Source organism: Methylobacterium sp. Leaf94, from assembly GCF_001426045.1.
Classification (GTDB): domain Bacteria; phylum Pseudomonadota; class Alphaproteobacteria; order Rhizobiales; family Beijerinckiaceae; genus Methylobacterium.
The window spans coordinates 1-17358 of the sequence record NZ_LMRM01000021.1 but is presented as its reverse complement, the minus strand read 5'-3'; the positions used below and the strand labels follow the sequence as shown (position 1 = coordinate 17358).

Below are 17358 nucleotides of genomic sequence, written 5' to 3'. Positions count from 1 at the left end.
ACCCGGGTCAGGGCCGGCACGCCCGCAGGAAGAAGTCGAGCGAGCGCTTCAGCGTCGCGCGTTTGACGTGGGTCATGCCCGGCCGCTCCAGGCCCAGCTCCGTCCGGTCGACGAAACCCCGGATGGTCAGGCCCAGGAAGGCATCGGCCGCGTGCCGGACATCGTCCACCGCGATCGCACCGGAGCGTACGCCGTCCTCCAGGCAGCGCTCCACCAGGGGCACCACCCGCGCCAGTCCGAAATCGTGGAGGGCCCGGGCGAATTCCGGGAAGCGTCCGGCCTCGGCCACCATCACCCGCCGGAACGCGATGCAGTCCGGCGTCACCACGGTCTCGAGGATCGCCAGGGCGATGCGGTGGAGGCGCTCCTCCACCGATCCGGCTTCCGCCGCCACCTTCTCGATGGAGGGCACGTTCTCCTCGATGAACCGCACGCACACGGCCTCGAACAGATCGACCTTCGAGGCGAAGCGCGCGTAGATCGTCTTCTTCGAGAGGCCGGCCGAGCCCGCGATGGCATCGATGCTCGCCGCCTCGAAGCCCTCGGTGAGGAACACGACCCGGGCGGCGTCGAGGACGCGCAGCAGCACGTCGCCCTCGGTCCCGCGCGGCGGGCGACCGAGGCGCCGGGGTGGCGACGGCATCACGTCCCTCTGAGCCACGGCGCGGTGTCCTCCCCCCGGGAAACGATGCCAGTCCTCTCCGGGGAAGACCAGGGACGCGGCTTGATGCGGATGTGGACCCGCGGCGTCCCGACCCGCTCCGTCAGAAGAACGCCTGCAGGCCCGTCTGCGCCCGGCCGAGGATCAGCGCATGGACGTCGTGCGTGCCCTCATAGGTGTTCACCGTCTCGAGGTTCTGGGCGTGACGCATCACGTGGTACTCGCCCATGATGCCGTTGCCGCCGTGCATGTCCCGGGCGACCCGGGCGATGTCGAGCGCCTTGCCGCAGTTGTTGCGCTTGATCAGCGAGATCATCTCGGGCGCCATCCGGCCCGCGTCGAACAGGCGCCCGACGCGCAGGGCGGCCTGGAACCCGAGGGCGATCTCGGTCTGCATGTCGGCGAGCTTCTTCTGCACGAGCTGGGTCTGGGCCAGCGGTCGGCCGAACTGCTTGCGCTCCAGGGTGTAGGACCGGGCCCGGTGCCAGCAATCCTCCGCCGCCCCCATGGCGCCCCAGGCGATGCCGTAGCGGGCCCGGTTCAGGCAACCGAACGGCCCCTTCAGGCCCGAGACGTTGGGCAGGAGCGCGTCCTCGCCGACCTCGACGTCCTCCATCACGATCTCGCCCGTGGTGGAGGCGCGCAACGACAGCTTGCCCTTCAGGGTGGGCGCGGAGAGACCCGGCATGCCCTTCTCCAGGATGAAGCCTCGGATCGCGCCCTCATGCGCCTCGGACTTGGCCCAGACCACGAAGACGTCGGCGAAGGGCGCGTTCGAGATCCACGTCTTGGCCCCCGACAGGCGGTAGCCCCCGTCGGTCTTCACGGCCTTCGTCGTCATGCCGGCCGGGTCCGAGCCGGCATCGGGCTCGGTCAGGCCGAAGCAGCCGATCCACGCCCCCGAGGCGAGCTTGGGCAGGAATTTCTGGCGCTGCGCCTCCGAGCCGTAGGCGTGGATCGGGTACATCACGAGGGAGGATTGCACGCTCATCATCGAGCGGTAGCCGGAATCCACCGCCTCGACGGCACGGGCCACGAGGCCGTAGGCGACGTAAGTCGCGCCGGCGCCGCCATAGGCCTCCGGCAGGGTGACGCCGAGGAGCCCGCGCTCGCCCATCCTCCGGAACAGCTCCGGGTTGCTGGTCTCCTGCGCGTAGGCCTCGACGATGCCGGGCAGGAGCTCCTCCTGCGCGAAGGCCCGGGCGGCCTCGTGGATGGCGCGCTCGTCGTCGCTGAGCTGGTCGTCGAGGAGGAAGGGATCGTCCCAGGCAAAGCTCGCCGAGGCGGGGGCGGTGGGCGCGGCGGAGCCGGGCGGGCGCGTCGGGGCGTTCATGGGCGGTTCCTCGGGTTTCTGTGTTTTCGCGACCCTAACAGGCTCCGTCGGAGAGGCCACCTGTCCGGCCCGGAATCGGTTCCGGGATCGGGACCGAAACCTGATAGACAGGCGCGGCTTGAAGCGGTGCTCCGGATGCCGCCCGCACGAGAGGGAGAACCGATCATGGCCGAGACGACGGCGCGCGACGACGGCTCCCGCTCCCCTGCGCGGCCCCTGCCGCTCGACGGCATCCGCGTGCTCGACCTCTCGCGCGTGCTCGCCGGGCCCTGGAGCGCCATGTGCCTCGGCGACCTCGGCGCCGAGGTGATCAAGGTCGAGCACCCGGAGCGCGGCGACGACACCCGCGACTGGGGCCTGCGCACGGGGGCCACCAACACCTCGTACTTCGACGCCGCCAACCGCAACAAGCGCTCGATCACCCTCGACCTCGCCACCCCGGAGGGCCTCGCCGTGGCGCGCGACCTCGCCCGCACCTGCGACGTGGTGGTGCAGAACTTCAAGACCGGCGGCGCCGACCGCCTCGGCCTCGGCTACGCGGACCTGAGCGCCGAGAACCCGCGCCTGATCTACTGCTCGATCTCCGGCTACGCCTCGGATGGGCCTGAGGCGACGCGGCCCGGCTACGACATCGTGGTCCAGGGCGAGGCCGGCCTGATGGCGCTGAACGGCGAGGCCGGCCGCCCGCCCCTGAAGTTCGGCCTCGCGGCGGTCGATCTCTTCACCGGGCAATACGCGGCCCAGGGGGTGCTCGCCGCCCTGTTCGAGCGCGAGCGCACCGGGCGCGGACGCCACATCGAACTCGCCCTGTTCGATTGCGGCCTGGCGCTCACCGCCTATTGCGGCCTGGAGGCGATGGTGCGCGGGCACGACCCCGCCCGCGCCGGCAACGCCCATCCGTCGATCGCCCCCTACGGCGTGTTCCAGGCCGGCGACGGACCCATCGTGCTGGCGGTGGGCAACAACGGGCAGTATCGCCGCCTCTGCGAGGGGGTCCTGGAGCGGCCGGACCTCGCCGCGGACCCGCGCTTCGCCACGAACCTGGAGCGCTCCCGCAACCGCGCGCAGTTCCTGCCGGCGATCGAGGCCGAGCTCGCCCGCTGGACCCGTGCCGATCTCATCGCCCGGCTGGACGCGGCCGGCATCCCCTGCGGCGAGGTGCTGGGCCTGCACGAGGCCCTGACCTCCGACAGGGCCCGGGCCGGCAACCTCGTGCTGCCCCAGGGCGGCGACGCCGATCCCACCGCCTACGTCCTCGCCCCGCCCTACCGCCTCGACGGGGAGCGCCTGCCCGTCCGCCGCATGCCGCCGGCCCTCGGATCGTCGAGCGCCGAGATCCGGGCGGACTGCGCGGCGCGGCGCGCGGCGGAGGCCGAGCGCCCCTCGGGCGACCCGGTCAAACCGGCAGGAGGGTGAACCCGAGGCTCTGGCCGAGGAACCGGGCCGTGATCCGGCCCGGGCCGGTCAGGTCGAAGGGCACCGAGAGCGTGCCGGTGGAGACGAGGCTGCCGGCCGGGATCGTCGTGCCGCGCTCGCGCGCCACGGCCATCAGGTCCGTGAGCGCGGCCAGGGGATCGGTCTCGTCCTCCCCCGTCACGGCCCGCACCCGCTCCACGCCGTCGACCTCGACCACGAGGCCGCGCGCCACTTCGGCGAGGTCTCCCGTGGCCAGCACGGGGCCGAGCACCAGGGCCTGGAAGGCCGAATTGTCGGCCGCGAAGCTCGGCCAGCCGACGGCACGCCGATCGACGTAGCGGGACAGCACGAGCTCGAACGCCGCGCGGGTTTCGCCGACGACCTCGGCCGCCGGAACCACGGGGGCGTCGGGGGCGATGTCGCGGGCGATCCCGTAGGCGATCTCGAACTCGATCGTCACCGCCCCGGCATGGGGCATCCGGAGTTCGGCCCCGTCGCCATGGAGCCGGTCCCGCAGCAGCCGCCCGGCGATGGAGCGGCCGACCCCCGAGCTGCGCTTGCCCTTGTGGCTGCCGATGGCGAGCTTCCAGCCGGCGAATTCTGCGCCGAGCGCCGCCACGAGCCGGTCCTGGACGTCGTAGCCCTCGGACATCGTGCGCGGACGGACGGCCTCGGGCAGTTCGCCGAGCTGCCGCCCCGCGCGATAGGCCGCCAGCAGCAGGTCCGCGGCGGGCTGGGGATCGTAGGCTTTCAGCACGGCTTCGGGCAGGAATTCTGACATGGCGGACCTCTTCGCGGCGTCGGGCCGGATGCCCAGGCTCTAGCGGATCTTTGCGTCGGCCGGTGGGCGATTCCGCCGGATCGGGCTGGCCCGGCTCCCCGCCTCATCCGGGGGGGCGCCGCGCCGCCGGCACGGCTCCGGTCCCGAAAACAGGATCGATCGGTGGAGACAGAACGGAGGGGCGGCTCTGCGGGGGGCCTCGACAAGCGCGTCGGCCGAGCCGCCGGTCGAACGATCTTGGCTGCGAAAGGATCTTAGCTGCGAACATAGAGCGGCACCGCCGACAGGATCTGGCGCGGTCGGCGCCGGAGTTCGGGCGATCTCACACGGGCGGGCAGAGATATGTTGGCAATTTCTATTGCCGGACGATCCATCCGGTCGGGGAACCGATCCCAGGGCACAGAATTATACTTCTCGATAACATCTCCGGAGGAACGCCACGTGAAATTCTCGACGATTGCCGGCGCCGCTGCCATTTTCGCGATCACGGCCGGGACCGCGCTCGCCGCGCCCTGCAACACCGGCTCGACGAAGGGCACCAGCCCGGGTCAGCAGACCATGAACGACAAGAGCTCGACGGCCGACCAGGGCAGCAAGAACCTCGCGGGCGGCCAGCAGCCCGCCTCCCCCGGAACGGTCGGCGCGATGAACAACGTGGGCGCCAACCAGATGGTCGGCGACAAGCCCGGTTCGGAGGGCAAGAACGACCAGGGCGGCGGTGTCGGCACGTCCAGCAAGAACCTCGCGGGCGGCCAGCAGCCCGCCTCGCCCGGGACGGTGGGCGCCATGAACAATGCCGGCGCCAACCAGGAGATCGGCAAGAAGGGCGACGATTGCTGATCGCCTGACGCCAACGGCACCATCAGGACGCCCGCCCGGTCTCGCCCGTGCGGGCGTTTTCGTGTGCTTCGCGGGCGCGACCGGACGCCGCCTCCGGGACGGGAGATCCCGTCAGGTATCCCGCGCGCTCCCGACCAGGGCCGCCGTCCGGTCCCGCAAGGCCTGGAGGCTGCGGTAGCCGACCGAGGCGGCGACCTGGCGCGGCGCCCGCCCATCGGCCGCGAGGGCCAGGGCTCGCACGACGCGGGCCCTGGCCCGCCATTGCCCGAAGGTGAGCCCCGTCTGCCGGCGGAATCCCCGCGTCAAGGTTCGGCGGCTCAGGCCCGCCCGCGCGGCCCAGGCATCGAGATCGAGCGCTCCGGCCGGGTCGTCGATCACGCCGAGGCAGACCCGCCGGAGCCGGGCATCGCGCGGCAGGGGCAGGGTCAGGCGTGTCTCCGGGGCGCGTCCGATCTCGTTGAGGATGAGGGCTGCCAGGTGCCCACCCCGGCCGGCCTCGTCGTAGAGCACCGGCTCGTTCGTCAGGGCGGCCAGCGCGGCGGCGAGGAGGGCCGAGACCTCGATGACCCGGGCCCGGCTCGGAAAGCCGGCGATCGCCTCCCGCGCGAGATAGGCCGAGCACATCGCCACATCCCCGTGCATGACGACGGCGTGCGGAAGGCCTGGCGGAATCCACAGGGCATGGCCTTCCGGCACGACCCAGGTCCCGTCCTCGGCCGTCGCCATCATCAGGCCGGCGGTGGCGTAGAGAAGCTGGGCTCGCGGATGGTGGTGCCGGTCCGTGCCGCTGCCGGCCGCGAAGGTCTTGGGCATCACCGCGACCGCGCGCGGGACAGCCTGGTAATCCTCCGCCCGGATCGAACGCATCGGCGTCTCCCTGGCCCGATCGCGTACGCCTTCGGCCCGACGCCATTCAACGGGTCAGGTAAACGGGAGGCAAGTCCCTGCGGAAGGTTGCCGGTGTCTGAGCACGAGGCGCAGCCGACGCGGATGCTTGCCGGAGGAGAGGACCGACCGATGGACGCCGAGACCCTGTCCCGCCGGACCCTGCGCTTCGTCAACGTGGCGCATGCCCTCGACCACTTCGTCCTGCTGATCTACCCCACCGCGGTGATCGCGATCGCGGCGCAGACGGGCCGGAGCTACGGCGAACTGATCCCGCTCGCCACCGGCGCCTTCGTGGCCTTCGGGCTCTGCGCCCTGCCGATGGGCTGGCTCGCCGACCGGTTCGGGCGTCGCACCCTGCTGGCGATCTTCTTCTTCGGCTACGGCCTGTCCTGCCTCGGCGTGGCGAGCGCGGGCAGTCCGACGGCGTTCCTGGTGTGGCTCTGCATGCTCGGGCTCGCCTCCGCGATCTATCACCCGGTCGGCTCCACCATGCTGGTGAGCCATGCCCGGCGCCTGGGGCGCGACCTCGGCGTGAACGGCGTCTGGGGCAATCTCGGGGCCGCCACGGCCTCGGGCGTGACGGCGCTCCTCGCCACGGCGTTCGGCTGGCAGGCGGCCTTCGTGGTGCCGGGCCTGGTCTGCCTTGCCTGCGGGACGGCGTTCCTGGCCCTCGTGCCGGGCGACGGCGCCGGATCGCAGGGCCGGGCCGGGGGCAAGCCCGTCCTCCCGGTCGCGCGCCCGATCCCGCTCCTCTGCGTGTTCGCCTTCGCGGTCGTGGCGGGCGGGATGACCTTCAACATCACCACGATCGCCCTGCCCAAGGTGGTCGACGAGCGCGTCGGCAACGGGCTGCCCCTGTTCCTGATCGGATCGGTGGCCACCCTCGTCTTCGCCTTCGGTGCCCTGACTCAACTGCTGATGGGCCGCCTCATCGACCGCTACAGCCTGCCGGTCCTCTTCCTCGGCCTGTCCATCCTGCAGCCCCTCGGCCTCGGCCTCGCGGCGGCGAGCACGGGCGTGCCGCTTCTGGCCGGCCTCGTGCTGACGATGGCGGCGCTCTACGGACAGGTCGTGATCAACGACGCGATGGTGGCCCGCTACGTGCCCCCGCTCTACCGCGCCCGGGCCTACAGCGTGCGCTACTTCCTCGGCTTCACCGTCAGCGGGTTCGTGGTGCCGTTGATCGGCCTCCTGCACGACCGGGGCGGCTTCGGCCTCGTGCTGGGAATCGCGGCGGCGTTCGGCGCCGTCATCGCCGCCGCCGCCCTCGGCTTCTTCGTCCTCACGCGGCAGCCGGCATCCCCCGCGGTCGCCCCCGCGGCCTGACGATGGCGGCCCTAGCCCTCGCCGTCCGGCGGCGGCTCGGCGCGCAGGAAATCGAAGTCGCAGCCCTCGTCCGCCTGCAGCACCGACCCGTAGAACAGGTGCGCGTAGCCGCGCCGCGCCCAGTCCGGTCGCTGCGCCGGGCCGAGGGCGGTGCGGCGGGCCTCCAGGACCGCGTCGTCCACGAGGACGTCGATGCGCCGGCCGGCGGTGTCGAGGCGGATGCGGTCGCCGGTCCGGACGAGCCCGAGGGGACCACCGACGGCGGATTCCGGTGTGATGTGGAGCACGATGGTACCGAAGGCCGTCCCGCTCATGCGGGCGTCGGAGATGCGCACCATGTCCTTGATCCCGCGCGCCAGGATCTTCTTCGGGATCGGCAGGTAGCCCGCCTCCGGCATGCCGGGCGCGCCCTTCGGGCCGCCGTTCTGGAGCACGAGGACGTCGTCCGGCCCGACATCGAGGTCGGGATCGTCGATCCGGGTCGTCATGTCGGCGATGGAGCCGAACACCACCGCCCGGCCGGTGTGCTGGAGCAGGGCCGGGCTCGCGGCGCTGTGCTTGATCAGGGCGCCGCGCGGGGCGAGGTTGCCGCGCAGCACCGCCATGGCGCCGACCGGCTTGATCGGATCGTCGGCGGAGCGGATCACGGTCTGGCCCGGCACCGCTTCGGCCGCCGCCACCACGTCCCGCAGGGTGCCGCCCGCGACCGTGGCGGCGTCGAGGTCGATCAGGGCTCCGAGGTTCCGGAGCAGGGCCGGCACGCCGCCGGCATGGTGGAAATGCTCCATGTAGTGCTGGCCGGAGGGCTTCAGGTCGACGAGCACGGGCACGGCGCGCCCGAGGGCGTCGAAGGCATCGAGGTCGATCCCGTGCGGCGTCCGGTTGGCGATGGCGGTCAGGTGGATCAGGCCGTTGGTCGATCCACCGATCGCCTGCAGGACGATCTGGGCGTTGCGGAAGGCGGCCGGCGTCAGGAGTTCGCTCGGCCGCGGACCGCCCGAAACCGCCATCTCGGCGGCACGGCGACCGCTCGCCTCGGCGATGCGGATGCGCTCGGCATGGGGGGCCGGCACCGTGGCGCTCATCGGCAGCGACAGGCCGAGCGCCTCCGTCACGCAGGCCATGGTGCTGGCGGTGCCCATCACCATGCAGGTGCCCACCGAGGGGGCGAGGCGGCCGTTGACGCGCTCGATCTCGTCTTCGTCGATCTCGCCGGCGCGGTGCGCGCTCCAGAGCCGGCGGCAATCGGTGCAGGCGCCCAGGACCTCGCCCTTGTGATGGCCCACCACCATGGGACCGACGGGGATGACCACGGTGGGTAGGTCGACGCTCGCCGCCGCCATGATCTGCGCCGGCAGGGTCTTGTCGCAGCCGCCGATGACGAGGACGGCGTCCATCGGCTGGGCCCGCAGCATCTCCTCGGTGTCCATCGCCATGAGGTTGCGCAGGAACATCGAGGTCGGATGCGCGAAGCTCTCGTGGATCGAGATCGTCGGGAATACCATGGGCAGGCCGCCGGCGAGCATCACGCCGCGCTTGGCCGCCTCGATCAGGGCCGGGGCGTTGCCGTGGCACGGGTTGTAGTCGCTCGCCGTGTTGGTGATGCCGACGATCGGCCGGTCGAGGGCGTCGTCCGAGTAGCCCGCCGCCTTGATGAAGGCCTTGCGCAGGAACAGGGAGAAGCCCGCGTCGCCGTAGCTGGTGAGGCCCTTGCGCAGACCTTTGCTCATGATGCGCGTCCGGTTCCGGGTGTCAGGGGGCCACGCGGGCACGCGGATCGACGCGGGCGATGCGCGCCAGGAGATAGTCGACCTCCGCCCGCCCTTGCGCCGACAGGCTCGCGGCCGGCTTGCGCTGGGCGTCCGAGGTGAAGATCCCGCGCTTCTGGAAGACGTACTTGCGCACGGCCAGGCCCAGGGGACCCTGTTGCTGCTCGTATCGCAGATACGGCAGGTGCGCGTCGAAGAGGTCGTGGGCCGCGTCGCGTTCGCCGGCCCGCGACAGGCGCACGACGTCGACGAGCATCTCCGGGAAGGCGTAGCCGGTGTTGGCCCCGTCCGCGCCGCGCTCCATCTCGAAATCGAGGAACAGGCCGCCGTTGCCCGTGAGGATCGCGATGTGGCGCATCGAGCCGTCCTGCTCGAAGCCGCGCAGGGCGGTGATCTTGTCGAGGCCCGGCCAGTCCTCGTGCTTGAGCATGACGCAGGACGGGTTCTCGGTGACGATCCGGCGGATGACGGCCGGCGTCATCACCACCGAGAAGGTGAGCGGGTAGTCCTGGATCACGAAGGGCACGTCGGGGCCGATCGCCTCGGCCGCGTTGCGGTAATAGGCCACCACCTGGTCGTCGGTGCGCAGGGTGTTGGGCGGCCCGATCATGACGCCGGCGGCGCCGAGCTCCATCACCTCCCGGGCGAGCGACCGCATGGCCGCGAAGCCCGGGGCCGAGACGCCCACGAGGACCGGCACGTCCACGCGCCCGATGACCCGCCGGGCGATGGCCACCGCCTCGGCATGGTCGAGCTTGGGCGCCTCGCCGAGCTGGCCCAGGATGGTCAGGCCGTCGATGCCCGCGCCGAGGAAGAACTCGGACATCCGGTCGAGGGAGGTCTCGTCGACCCGGCCATCGGGGTGGAAGGGCGTCGGGGCGATCGGGATCACCCCCTTGATCGCGCTGGTGAGAGCCATGGTGTCTTCCTTGGGGGGCGGTGGGGGGCGAGGAACGGAAGGGTCAGCGGACCGCCGGCGCTGCCGGCACTACCGGATTGACGAGGTTGCGCGGCGGCTGGCCGCGCAGGATGCACAGCATCGCCTCGACGGCGCCGAGGCCCATCACCCGCAGGCTGTTGGCGCTGGTGCCGGCCACGTGCGGCGTCAGGAGCAGGTTCGGGCAGGCGAGGTAGGGGTGGTCCTCGGGCAACGGCTGGGTCTCGAACACGTCGAGGGCGGCGCCCGCGATGGCGCCCGCCCGCAGGGCCGCCGCCAGGGCGTCGGACCGCACGATGGCCCCCCGCGCCACGTTGATCAGCACCGCGCCCGGCCGCATCCGGCCGATCAGCGCCGCATCGACGAGCCCGCGCGTCTCCGGGGTCAGCGGGCAGGCGACGACGACGACGTCGCTGTCCGAGAACAGCGTCTCCCGGTCCACCGGCTCGATCAGCCCGCCGGCGGTGTGCGGGCTTCGGGAATGGCCGAGCACCCGCAGGCCGAAGCCGTGGCGGGCGATGGCGGCGACCCGGCGGCCGATCTCGCCGGTGCCGAGGATGCCCAGGGTCGTCCCGCCGATCTCGCCGAGATCGCTCGCCCGGGATTTCGCCGGAAGCCAGCCGGCCTCGCGCAGGGTCCGGTCCAGGGGCCCGAGCTGGCGGCGCAGGTGGAACAGGGCCGCGAAGACGTACTCGGCCACCGCCTGGGTGTTGCTGCCGGGCAGGTTGGCCACCGGGATGCCGCGGGCGGTCGCCGCCGCCAGGGGCACGAAGTCGAGCCCGACGCCGTGGCGGACGATGCCGCGCAGGAGGGGCGCGTGGTCGAGGATGTCGTCGGGCAATTGCGCCCGCACGATCAGGCCCGCCGCCTCGGCCGCCAGGGCGCGCAGGGTCTCGGGCCGGGTGTCCGCGGCGGCGACCACCCGGGCCTCGCCCGTGAGCCGGGCGACGGCCTCCGGATGGATGGGATTGGTCAGGACCACCAGGGGGCGGAGGTCTGGCGATCGTTCGGGCCGGGATGCGCTCACGCTCTGTCTGCCTTCGGGAATGCGGGCGGGGCCGATCCGGGATCGGGCGGCGTGCGGTGGCTCAGGGGTCCTGTTCCGCCACCTCGATGCGGGCCTTGAGGATCTCGATGAGGGCACGGTCGCGGCGCTCCGCCAGGACCGCGAGCGAGCGGCCGGCGGCCTCCGCCGCGATCCCGGCCACGATCCGGTCCTTCACGTCCTCGGTGAGCTCCGGGGTCCCGAGGCTGGCCCAGCGCCGGACCTGGCTCGGCCCGAGATGGTCGAGATAGTGCCGGATGCCGCCCGCCCCGCCCCCGAGATGATAGGTCATGTGCGGCCCCATCGCGGCCCAGCGCAGGCCGGGGCCGTTGCACAGGGCGGCGTCGATGTCGGCGACGCTCGCCACCCCTTCGGCCACGAGGTTGACGGCTTCCCGGTAGAGGGCCGAGGCGAGGCGGTTGGCGATATGGCCCGGCATCTCGCGGGCGAGCACCACCGGACGGCGCCCGAGCCGGGCGTAGAAGGCGGCGGCCCGGGCCGCCGTGGCGGGGTCGCCCGCCACGATCTCCACCAGGGGCACGAGATGGGGCGGGTGGAACGGGTGGGCTACCAGGATCCGCTCCGGCCGGGCGCAATCGGCCACGAGGGCGCTGCGCAGCATCGCCGAAGTGCTCGAGGCGACGAGGATCGACGGGGGCAGCCGGCGATCGACCTCCCTGAGCAGCGCGCGCTTCACCGCCTCGTTCTCCGGCGCGTTCTCCTGCACGAAATCCGTGTCCGCGAGCGCGTCCTCCAGACGGTCGTGGAAGCGCAGCGTGCCCTGCCCGTTCAGGCCGAGCTCGGACAGCTGCGCCCGCGCCGCCTCCACCGCCCAGAGGGCCGCCGCCGCGAAGCCGGGCGCCGGGTCGTAGGCCGCCACGTCGAGGCCGTGGGCGAGGAACAGGGCCGCCCAACTGGCGCCCAGGGTGCCGCAGCCCAGCACGGTGACCCGTTCGATTTCATCCGCTTCGATGGCCGTCAAAACTCTCTCCCGGGCGGGTTTACTTTCGAATCCAGAATACGCTTATTCAAGCCCGTACCGACCGTTTTCGCGGCGGACGAAGCGGGCGACACGACCCGCGACCGGAGGAAGCCGATGTTCAAGCGTCATGCGACCGCGCGCGCAGCCCTGCTCGTTCTCGCGACCCTGGGGGCCCTCGGCAGCGCCCGGGCCGAGGACGTGGTGCGCCTCGGCAACCTGAAATTCGCCCATTACGGCGCCATCTCCTACATGAAGGAGATCGCGCCGAAATACGGTCTGAAGATCGACGAGAAGGTCTTCGCCAAGGGCGCCGACATCTATCCCGCCATGGCGGTGGACCAGATCGACATCTCGGCCTCGGGCGCCGACGGCGCGGTGGCCGCGCGCGGCAACGGCGTGAAGCTCTACGTGGTGGCGGGCTTCGCCAATGGCGGCGTGCGCATCCTGCGCCGGCCCGACCTCGACACCGTCAAGACCTTGAAGGACGTCAAGGGTCTCAAGGTCGCCACCGTCCGGGGCGGCACCCAGGACCTGATGCTTCTGGCCGAGCTCGACAAGCACGGGATGACCTGGTCCGAGCGCGCCGGCAAGGACGTGCAGCTGATCTACTTCAACAACTACGCCGACCTGAACCAGGCGCTGTCGCAGAAATACGTCGACGTGATCTGCCAGAGCGAGCCGCAATCGACCCAGGCCATCAGCGCCGGCTACGCCACCGAGGTGGTCAAGCCCTACGACACCCCCATCGGCGTGCCGGTGCGCCCGCTGGTGATGACCGAGAAGATGTACAACGAGCGGCCCGAGGTCGCCGCCAAGGTCCTGAAGCTGTTCGTGGCCGCCACCAAGGCCTTCATCGACGATCCGGCGCTGGCCGAGAAGTACGTCCGCGAGACCGTGTTCAAGGGCCAGCTCTCGAGCCAGGATTTTCGCGACGGCATGGCCAACGCGAAGTACACCTACGACGTCCCGGCCGGGCACATGCAGACGACGACCGACTACATGATGAAGTACGGCCTCGGTAAGATGGTGAACCCGCCGAAATCCGATGCCGAGTGGGTGAAGACCGACCTCCTCGACAAGGCCAAGGCCGAGCTCAAGACGAACTGAACCGCAGCATGAACCGGCTTCGCGGCGCCATCGTCCCCCTCGTCCTCCTCGTCCTGTGGGAGATCCTCAGCCGGGCCGGCGTGTTCTCCCCCATCGTGCTGCCGCCGCCGAGCGCGGTGGCGGTGAAATGGTATCACGGCCTCCTGCCCGGCCTGCCCTACGACCCGGCGATCGAGAGCCACTGGCGCTGGATGCTCTCCGGCGAGATGCCGCACGACGCGGTGGCGAGCCTCGGCCGCGTGATCATGGGGTTCTGCGTCGGGGCCGGGCTCGCGGTGCCGGTCGGCCTCATCCTCGGGACCAGCGATCGGCTCTACGCGCTGTTCAACCCGCTTCTCCAGATCCTGCGGCCGATCCCGCCCATCGCCTACATTCCCCTCGCCATCGTGTGGTTCGGCCTCGGCAATCCGCCGGCCCTGTTCCTGATCGCGCTGGGCACCTTCTTCCCCGTGCTGGTCAACACCATCGCGGGGGTGCGGCAGGTGGATTCGATCTACATCCGCGCGGCCCGCAACCTCGGGGCGAAGCCCTGGACGATGTTTCGCCGGGTGATCCTGCCGGCGGCGAGCCCCTTCGTGCTCGCGGGCATGCGCATCGGAATCGGTACCGCCTTCATCGTGGTCATCGTCGCCGAGATGATCGCGGTCTCGGACGGGCTCGGCTACCGCATCCTCGAGGCGCGCGAGTACATGTGGTCGGACAAGATCATCGGCGGCATGCTCACCATCGGCATCCTCGGCCTCATCATCGACGGGGCGATGTCGCGCCTCAACGACCACCTCCTGCGCTGGCATCGCGGCCTTGAACGCTGAACCGGGACGCCTCACCATGTCGGCGCACATCGAGATCGCCCACGCCAGCAAGGTGTTCGGGACGGGCGCCGGCGCCGTGCCGGCGCTGGACGACATCACCGCGACGGTGCCGGAGGGGCAGTTCCTCTGCCTCCTCGGGCCGTCCGGCTGCGGCAAGTCCACCCTACTCAACGCGGTGGCGGGCTTCACGCCCCTCAGCGCCGGGCAGATCCGCATGGGCGGGCGCCCGGTGACGGAGCCGGGGCCGGACCGGGGTATGGTCTTCCAGGAATACGCCCTGTTCCCCTGGATGAACGTGGAGGACAACGTCCGCTTCGGCCTCGACATCCAGGGCGTGCCGCGGGCCGGCGCCACGGTGACGGTGGACCGCATCGTGGCCACCCTCGGCCTCTCGGATTTCCGCAAGCGCTACCCGAAGGACCTGTCCGGCGGCATGCGCCAGCGCGTGGCCATCGCGCGCATCCTGGCGCTGGACCCGCCCGTGATGCTGATGGACGAGCCCTTCGGTGCGCTGGACGCCCTGACCCGCCGCACCCTGCAGGACGAGCTCCTGCGGATCTGGGCCGAGTCCCGCAAGACGGTGATCTTCGTCACCCACTCGATCGAGGAGGCGATCTACCTCGCCGACCGCATCCTGGTGATGACCTACCGGCCGGGCCGCATCAAGCGCGACATCACGGTCGAAATTCCGCGCCCGCGCGACACGGCCTCGGGCGAGTTCAACGCCCTCAAGCGCGAGCTTGCCGGGCTGGTGATGGCCGAGCAGCAGCGCTTCACCCGCGCGGAGCTGCATGGCGCGGCCGTGGATTGAGCGCAGCCCTTCGACCGGACAGAAGAAACGCCCGCAGGCCGGTGGGCCGCGGGCGCTGAAGGTTGTTGCCAATCACCCGAGGACCAGCACGGGCAGCCCGGGAATGAAAGCGGTTCGGGCGCCGGCTGGCAAGATCAAAAGCGTCCCATGATCGGTGGCGCCTGGCCAGAACGGTCGCTTATTCAGAAAAGGGCCCTTTGCGCAGGCCCTCGGACAACTGGAGTGCCTCGAGGACGGCCTTGCCGATGCGGTCCGCCTCGTCCTCGCCGGCGGCATTGGCCAGGACGACGGCCACGGGGCGGGGCACCGACAGGGCCTGCGCCCCGACCGTGACCTGAAGCTCGTCGCCGTGGGGGGCCTCGATGCGGCGCAGGCCCACGCGCAGGCCCGCCGCTTCCCCGAAGACGCGCTCCAGGCCCGCGAGGGCCTCCCGGCTCGTGCCGAAATCGCCCGTGATGACGTCAGCCATGCGTTCTCTTCCTTCCGGCCGGTGTGGCGGATGCGCGGACCCGGTCGCCGACGGACTGAGCACAGGCAGGTCGGGCGATCAGGAGGTCGACCATTCCCGCTTGACCTCGTCGGCCGGCCGGTCGAGGCGCACGGTGTTGCCCTCGACGGACTGGACGAAGTCCACCGGAATGAAATGATGGAGGCCCCCCGCCTCCGCGTCCGTCTTCGTCAGCTTGATCTCGCCTTTATCGACATGATCGACGGTGCCGACATGGGCGCCGTCCGAGCCGACCACGTCGGCATGTTCCTGGATCTGCGAGACATCGACCATCGGCATCACTCCCTGTTGCCACGTCAACGGGAGCGGCGAGGCGGTGTTCCGGCCCTCAGGACGGGGTGCAGGACCCGAGGCCGGCCGGGCAGGCCCGGTCGCGCCGCGCGGCGCGCGCCATATTGATGAGTTCGCGGGCGGTGAGGCCGCGTGCCGGGATCTCGGAGGCATCCGGCCGGGCGGTCGCGGGTTTCGTGGTCAGGATCGGTCGCCCGAGGGCGAGGCCGCTGGATTGCAGCGTGGTGTCGTGACTCCGCCAGAGCCGCCGGAGCCGCAGGGCCCGAGCCTTGTCGGCCCGGGTTTCCTCGGTCCGGGCGCTGCCAACCCGCGTGTCGATTTCTGCCGTCATTCGTCCCCGTCCCGTTCCTGTGGACGGGCGAATAGCAAAGCTTGCGCGGCGGCGACATTCTTGAAGTGGCGGCTCCCTGCGCTAGGGCCCGGATCACCGGACCCTCGACCTCCGCCAGGAAGGCCAGGTCCTCCACGGGAAGGCCCAGGGGCAACCGGGCGGCGCGCGTTTTTTGCGGACCGGCCGGCCATGCCCCCCAGATGGCCGGCCATGCCCCCCAGATGGGGTGCGGCACCGAGCGACGGTCGGGCTCGGCGGCCTCTGGCGCCGCGTCACGCCGAGGTCTTCATCGATCCTTAACCATGATGCGTCAGGGTGTGCTCAAGCCGGTGGCGCCCGTGGGGCGCCAGACCGGCGACGGCCATGCCGCCGGATCGGGTGACGCCGGATGTACGCGCACCGGATCCTGGCGGGCATGCCCGTCGGAGTCGCGCGTTCGCGGAACCGCGAAACCCCCGCGCCGGATGCGGCGTTGATGCTGATCCCTCGGGCAGGGTCTCGCCTCGGGCTCCCTGCGTGCCCGGACAGCCTGCCTCAACCCGACGCATCCGGACGGTGACGCATGGCCCTCCTCTTCGCCCTCCTCCTCATCGGCATCCCCATGGCGCTGGCCGCGATGGAACTGGCCCGCATGCGCGCTTCGCGCCCGCTCTGAGGACAGCGCCGAGGCCCGAGTCGGGGGGCAGCGCCCCCGCGGGCAGCCCCGGCCGCAGATCGCGTTCCGACGGACCTCTCCCCAGGGGTGGCCCCACCCGCGGTCGATTGGGGGGAACGCGGAGCGGGGCCACACTGGCCATCGGGGGGACGCGGCCAGCCCTTCGACTATGACCGGCGCGCCGGGGGGCGGCATTCACCCACGTTACGACCCGTGCGAGAAGAATCCCGCGCCGGGCGGCGCTTCGCATGAGCGTCACGCAGGGGGACGGCCCCTCCGCTTTGCCTCAGCGCATCAGCCGCTCCTGCAGGAAGCGGTCCTTGCGGCGCTTCGAGACGTAGGACCGAGCGGCGTAGCCGAGGGCAAATCCCAGCGCGATCATGACCAGAACGGCCAGGAGCTGGAGTAGGAACGCGATCAGGACGCCGAGTGCGATACCCAGGGCGAAGAGCGCATAGCCGGTGCCGCGGGTGCGCGGCTTGCTCATTTCCACGGCGGCGGCCAGGCGGACCCCATGGATGTTCCTCTGGATCGAACCCCGGAGGGATTCGATCCAGGCGTCGAAAGTGTTGGAACCGTGCATCGGACGTCGCTCTGCGTGTAGGCGGGTGGTGAATCGGCCACACATCAGCCTATCGCAAGCGCATCGGCTTGGTGAAGGGCGGCCCCGGGAGGATGCTTCGGCTGTCCCGTCCCGTCCCGTCGCTGCTCGTTCGGCGCTGTCGAGGCCCCGTCAGGCCGCGCGCGAGGTCGGGCGTGCGGCTCTGTTCAGAAGGCGTTGGTGCGGCGGGTGATTTCGGCCAGGACGGTGCGCAGGAGGATCTGGATGTCGAGGCGCAGGCTCTGGTTCTCGATGTACCAGAGG

18 protein-coding genes are annotated in these 17358 nt (G+C 71.3%); 6 read left to right on the top strand and 12 right to left on the bottom strand.

What is annotated here, in order from left to right; genetic code table 11:
• Nucleotides 1-7: 7 nt before the first annotated feature.
• Together ASG63_RS12620 and ASG63_RS12615 are read right to left on the bottom strand one after the other, a co-directional pair.
• Nucleotides 8-661, bottom strand: coding sequence for a TetR/AcrR family transcriptional regulator (locus ASG63_RS12620; RefSeq protein WP_156389826.1), 654 nt, complete (start codon nucleotides 659-661; stop codon nucleotides 8-10).
• Nucleotides 662-764: 103 nt separating this feature from the next.
• Nucleotides 765-1994 carry an acyl-CoA dehydrogenase gene (locus tag ASG63_RS12615; protein ID WP_056216610.1) on the bottom strand — a complete coding sequence of 410 codons (1230 nt, stop codon included), beginning with the start codon at nucleotides 1992-1994 and terminating at the stop codon, nucleotides 765-767.
• Nucleotides 1995-2159: 165 nt separating this feature from the next.
• Here ASG63_RS12615 and ASG63_RS12610 point away from each other — a divergent pair, with 165 nt between their 5' ends.
• Nucleotides 2160-3410, top strand: coding sequence for a CaiB/BaiF CoA transferase family protein (locus tag ASG63_RS12610; RefSeq protein WP_056216607.1), 1251 nt, complete (start codon nucleotides 2160-2162; stop codon nucleotides 3408-3410).
• On the opposite strand, the gene ASG63_RS12605 is transcribed toward ASG63_RS12610, so the two are convergent.
• Nucleotides 3391-4191, bottom strand: coding sequence for a 2-keto-4-pentenoate hydratase (locus ASG63_RS12605; RefSeq protein ID WP_056216605.1), 801 nt, complete (start codon nucleotides 4189-4191; stop codon nucleotides 3391-3393). The genes ASG63_RS12610 and ASG63_RS12605 overlap by 20 nt on opposite strands.
• Before the next feature lie 441 nt (nucleotides 4192-4632).
• Here ASG63_RS12605 and ASG63_RS12600 point away from each other — a divergent pair, with 441 nt between their 5' ends.
• Nucleotides 4633-5031, top strand: a complete 399-nt coding sequence (locus tag ASG63_RS12600) for a hypothetical protein (protein ID WP_056216603.1) — start codon at nucleotides 4633-4635, stop codon at nucleotides 5029-5031.
• 111 nt (nucleotides 5032-5142) lie between these two features.
• Here the strand turns inward: ASG63_RS12600 and ASG63_RS12595 are convergent, their stop codons facing one another.
• The gene (locus ASG63_RS12595; protein WP_056216601.1) at nucleotides 5143-5898 is read right to left on the bottom strand and encodes a helix-turn-helix domain-containing protein; all 756 of its coding nucleotides are present in this window, start codon (nucleotides 5896-5898) and stop codon (nucleotides 5143-5145) included.
• 150 nt (nucleotides 5899-6048) lie between these two features.
• On the opposite strand from ASG63_RS12595, the gene ASG63_RS12590 reads away from it, so the two are divergent.
• Nucleotides 6049-7245, top strand: a complete 1197-nt coding sequence (locus ASG63_RS12590; RefSeq protein ID WP_056216599.1) for an MFS transporter — start codon at nucleotides 6049-6051, stop codon at nucleotides 7243-7245.
• A gap of 11 nt (nucleotides 7246-7256) precedes the next feature.
• On the opposite strand, the gene ASG63_RS12585 is transcribed toward ASG63_RS12590, so the two are convergent.
• The 4 genes from ASG63_RS12585 to ASG63_RS12570 all read right to left on the bottom strand — a co-directional run bounded on the left by ASG63_RS12585 (nucleotide 7257) and on the right by ASG63_RS12570 (nucleotide 11978).
• Nucleotides 7257-8975, bottom strand: a complete 1719-nt coding sequence (locus tag ASG63_RS12585; RefSeq protein WP_056216597.1) for an IlvD/Edd family dehydratase — start codon at nucleotides 8973-8975, stop codon at nucleotides 7257-7259.
• A gap of 22 nt (nucleotides 8976-8997) precedes the next feature.
• Nucleotides 8998-9933 carry a dihydrodipicolinate synthase family protein gene (locus ASG63_RS12580; protein WP_056216595.1) on the bottom strand — a complete coding sequence of 312 codons (936 nt, stop codon included), beginning with the start codon at nucleotides 9931-9933 and terminating at the stop codon, nucleotides 8998-9000.
• Between the two features lie 43 nt (nucleotides 9934-9976).
• The gene (locus ASG63_RS12575) at nucleotides 9977-10978 is read right to left on the bottom strand and encodes an NAD(P)-dependent oxidoreductase (protein WP_056216593.1); all 1002 of its coding nucleotides are present in this window, start codon (nucleotides 10976-10978) and stop codon (nucleotides 9977-9979) included.
• A gap of 61 nt (nucleotides 10979-11039) precedes the next feature.
• Nucleotides 11040-11978 carry a 3-hydroxyacyl-CoA dehydrogenase NAD-binding domain-containing protein gene (locus ASG63_RS12570; protein WP_244479892.1) on the bottom strand — a complete coding sequence of 313 codons (939 nt, stop codon included), beginning with the start codon at nucleotides 11976-11978 and terminating at the stop codon, nucleotides 11040-11042.
• Nucleotides 11979-12092: 114 nt separating this feature from the next.
• Between ASG63_RS12570 and ASG63_RS12565 the strand changes: the two genes are divergently transcribed.
• Genes ASG63_RS12565 through ASG63_RS12555 form a run of 3 tightly spaced genes read left to right on the top strand, consistent with a single transcriptional unit; the run spans nucleotide 12093 to nucleotide 14708 of the window.
• Nucleotides 12093-13085: an ABC transporter substrate-binding protein gene (locus tag ASG63_RS12565; RefSeq protein WP_082514194.1), complete on the top strand. Its 993-nt coding sequence runs from the start codon at nucleotides 12093-12095 to the stop codon at nucleotides 13083-13085.
• Between the two features lie 8 nt (nucleotides 13086-13093).
• Complete coding sequence (locus ASG63_RS12560; protein ID WP_056216591.1) at nucleotides 13094-13897, top strand: ABC transporter permease; 804 nt, start codon at nucleotides 13094-13096, stop codon at nucleotides 13895-13897.
• Nucleotides 13898-13913: 16 nt separating this feature from the next.
• Entirely contained in the window at nucleotides 13914-14708 is a 795-nt protein-coding gene (locus ASG63_RS12555) for an ABC transporter ATP-binding protein (RefSeq protein ID WP_056216589.1), read from the top strand.
• A 178-nt stretch (nucleotides 14709-14886) separates the two neighbouring features.
• On the opposite strand, the gene ASG63_RS12550 is transcribed toward ASG63_RS12555, so the two are convergent.
• The 4 genes from ASG63_RS12550 to ASG63_RS12535 form a co-directional block, all read right to left on the bottom strand.
• Nucleotides 14887-15177, bottom strand: coding sequence for a hypothetical protein (locus ASG63_RS12550; protein WP_056216586.1), 291 nt, complete (start codon nucleotides 15175-15177; stop codon nucleotides 14887-14889).
• A gap of 78 nt (nucleotides 15178-15255) precedes the next feature.
• Entirely contained in the window at nucleotides 15256-15489 is a 234-nt protein-coding gene (locus tag ASG63_RS12545; RefSeq protein WP_056216583.1) for a DUF2171 domain-containing protein, read from the bottom strand.
• A 55-nt stretch (nucleotides 15490-15544) separates the two neighbouring features.
• Nucleotides 15545-15838: a hypothetical protein gene (locus ASG63_RS12540; RefSeq protein ID WP_056216580.1), complete on the bottom strand. Its 294-nt coding sequence runs from the start codon at nucleotides 15836-15838 to the stop codon at nucleotides 15545-15547.
• Nucleotides 15839-16779: 941 nt separating this feature from the next.
• Nucleotides 16780-17076 (bottom strand): hypothetical protein, encoded by a 297-nt coding sequence (locus ASG63_RS12535; protein ID WP_056216578.1) that lies wholly within the window; start codon nucleotides 17074-17076, stop codon nucleotides 16780-16782.
• Nucleotides 17077-17358 lie beyond the last annotated feature (282 nt).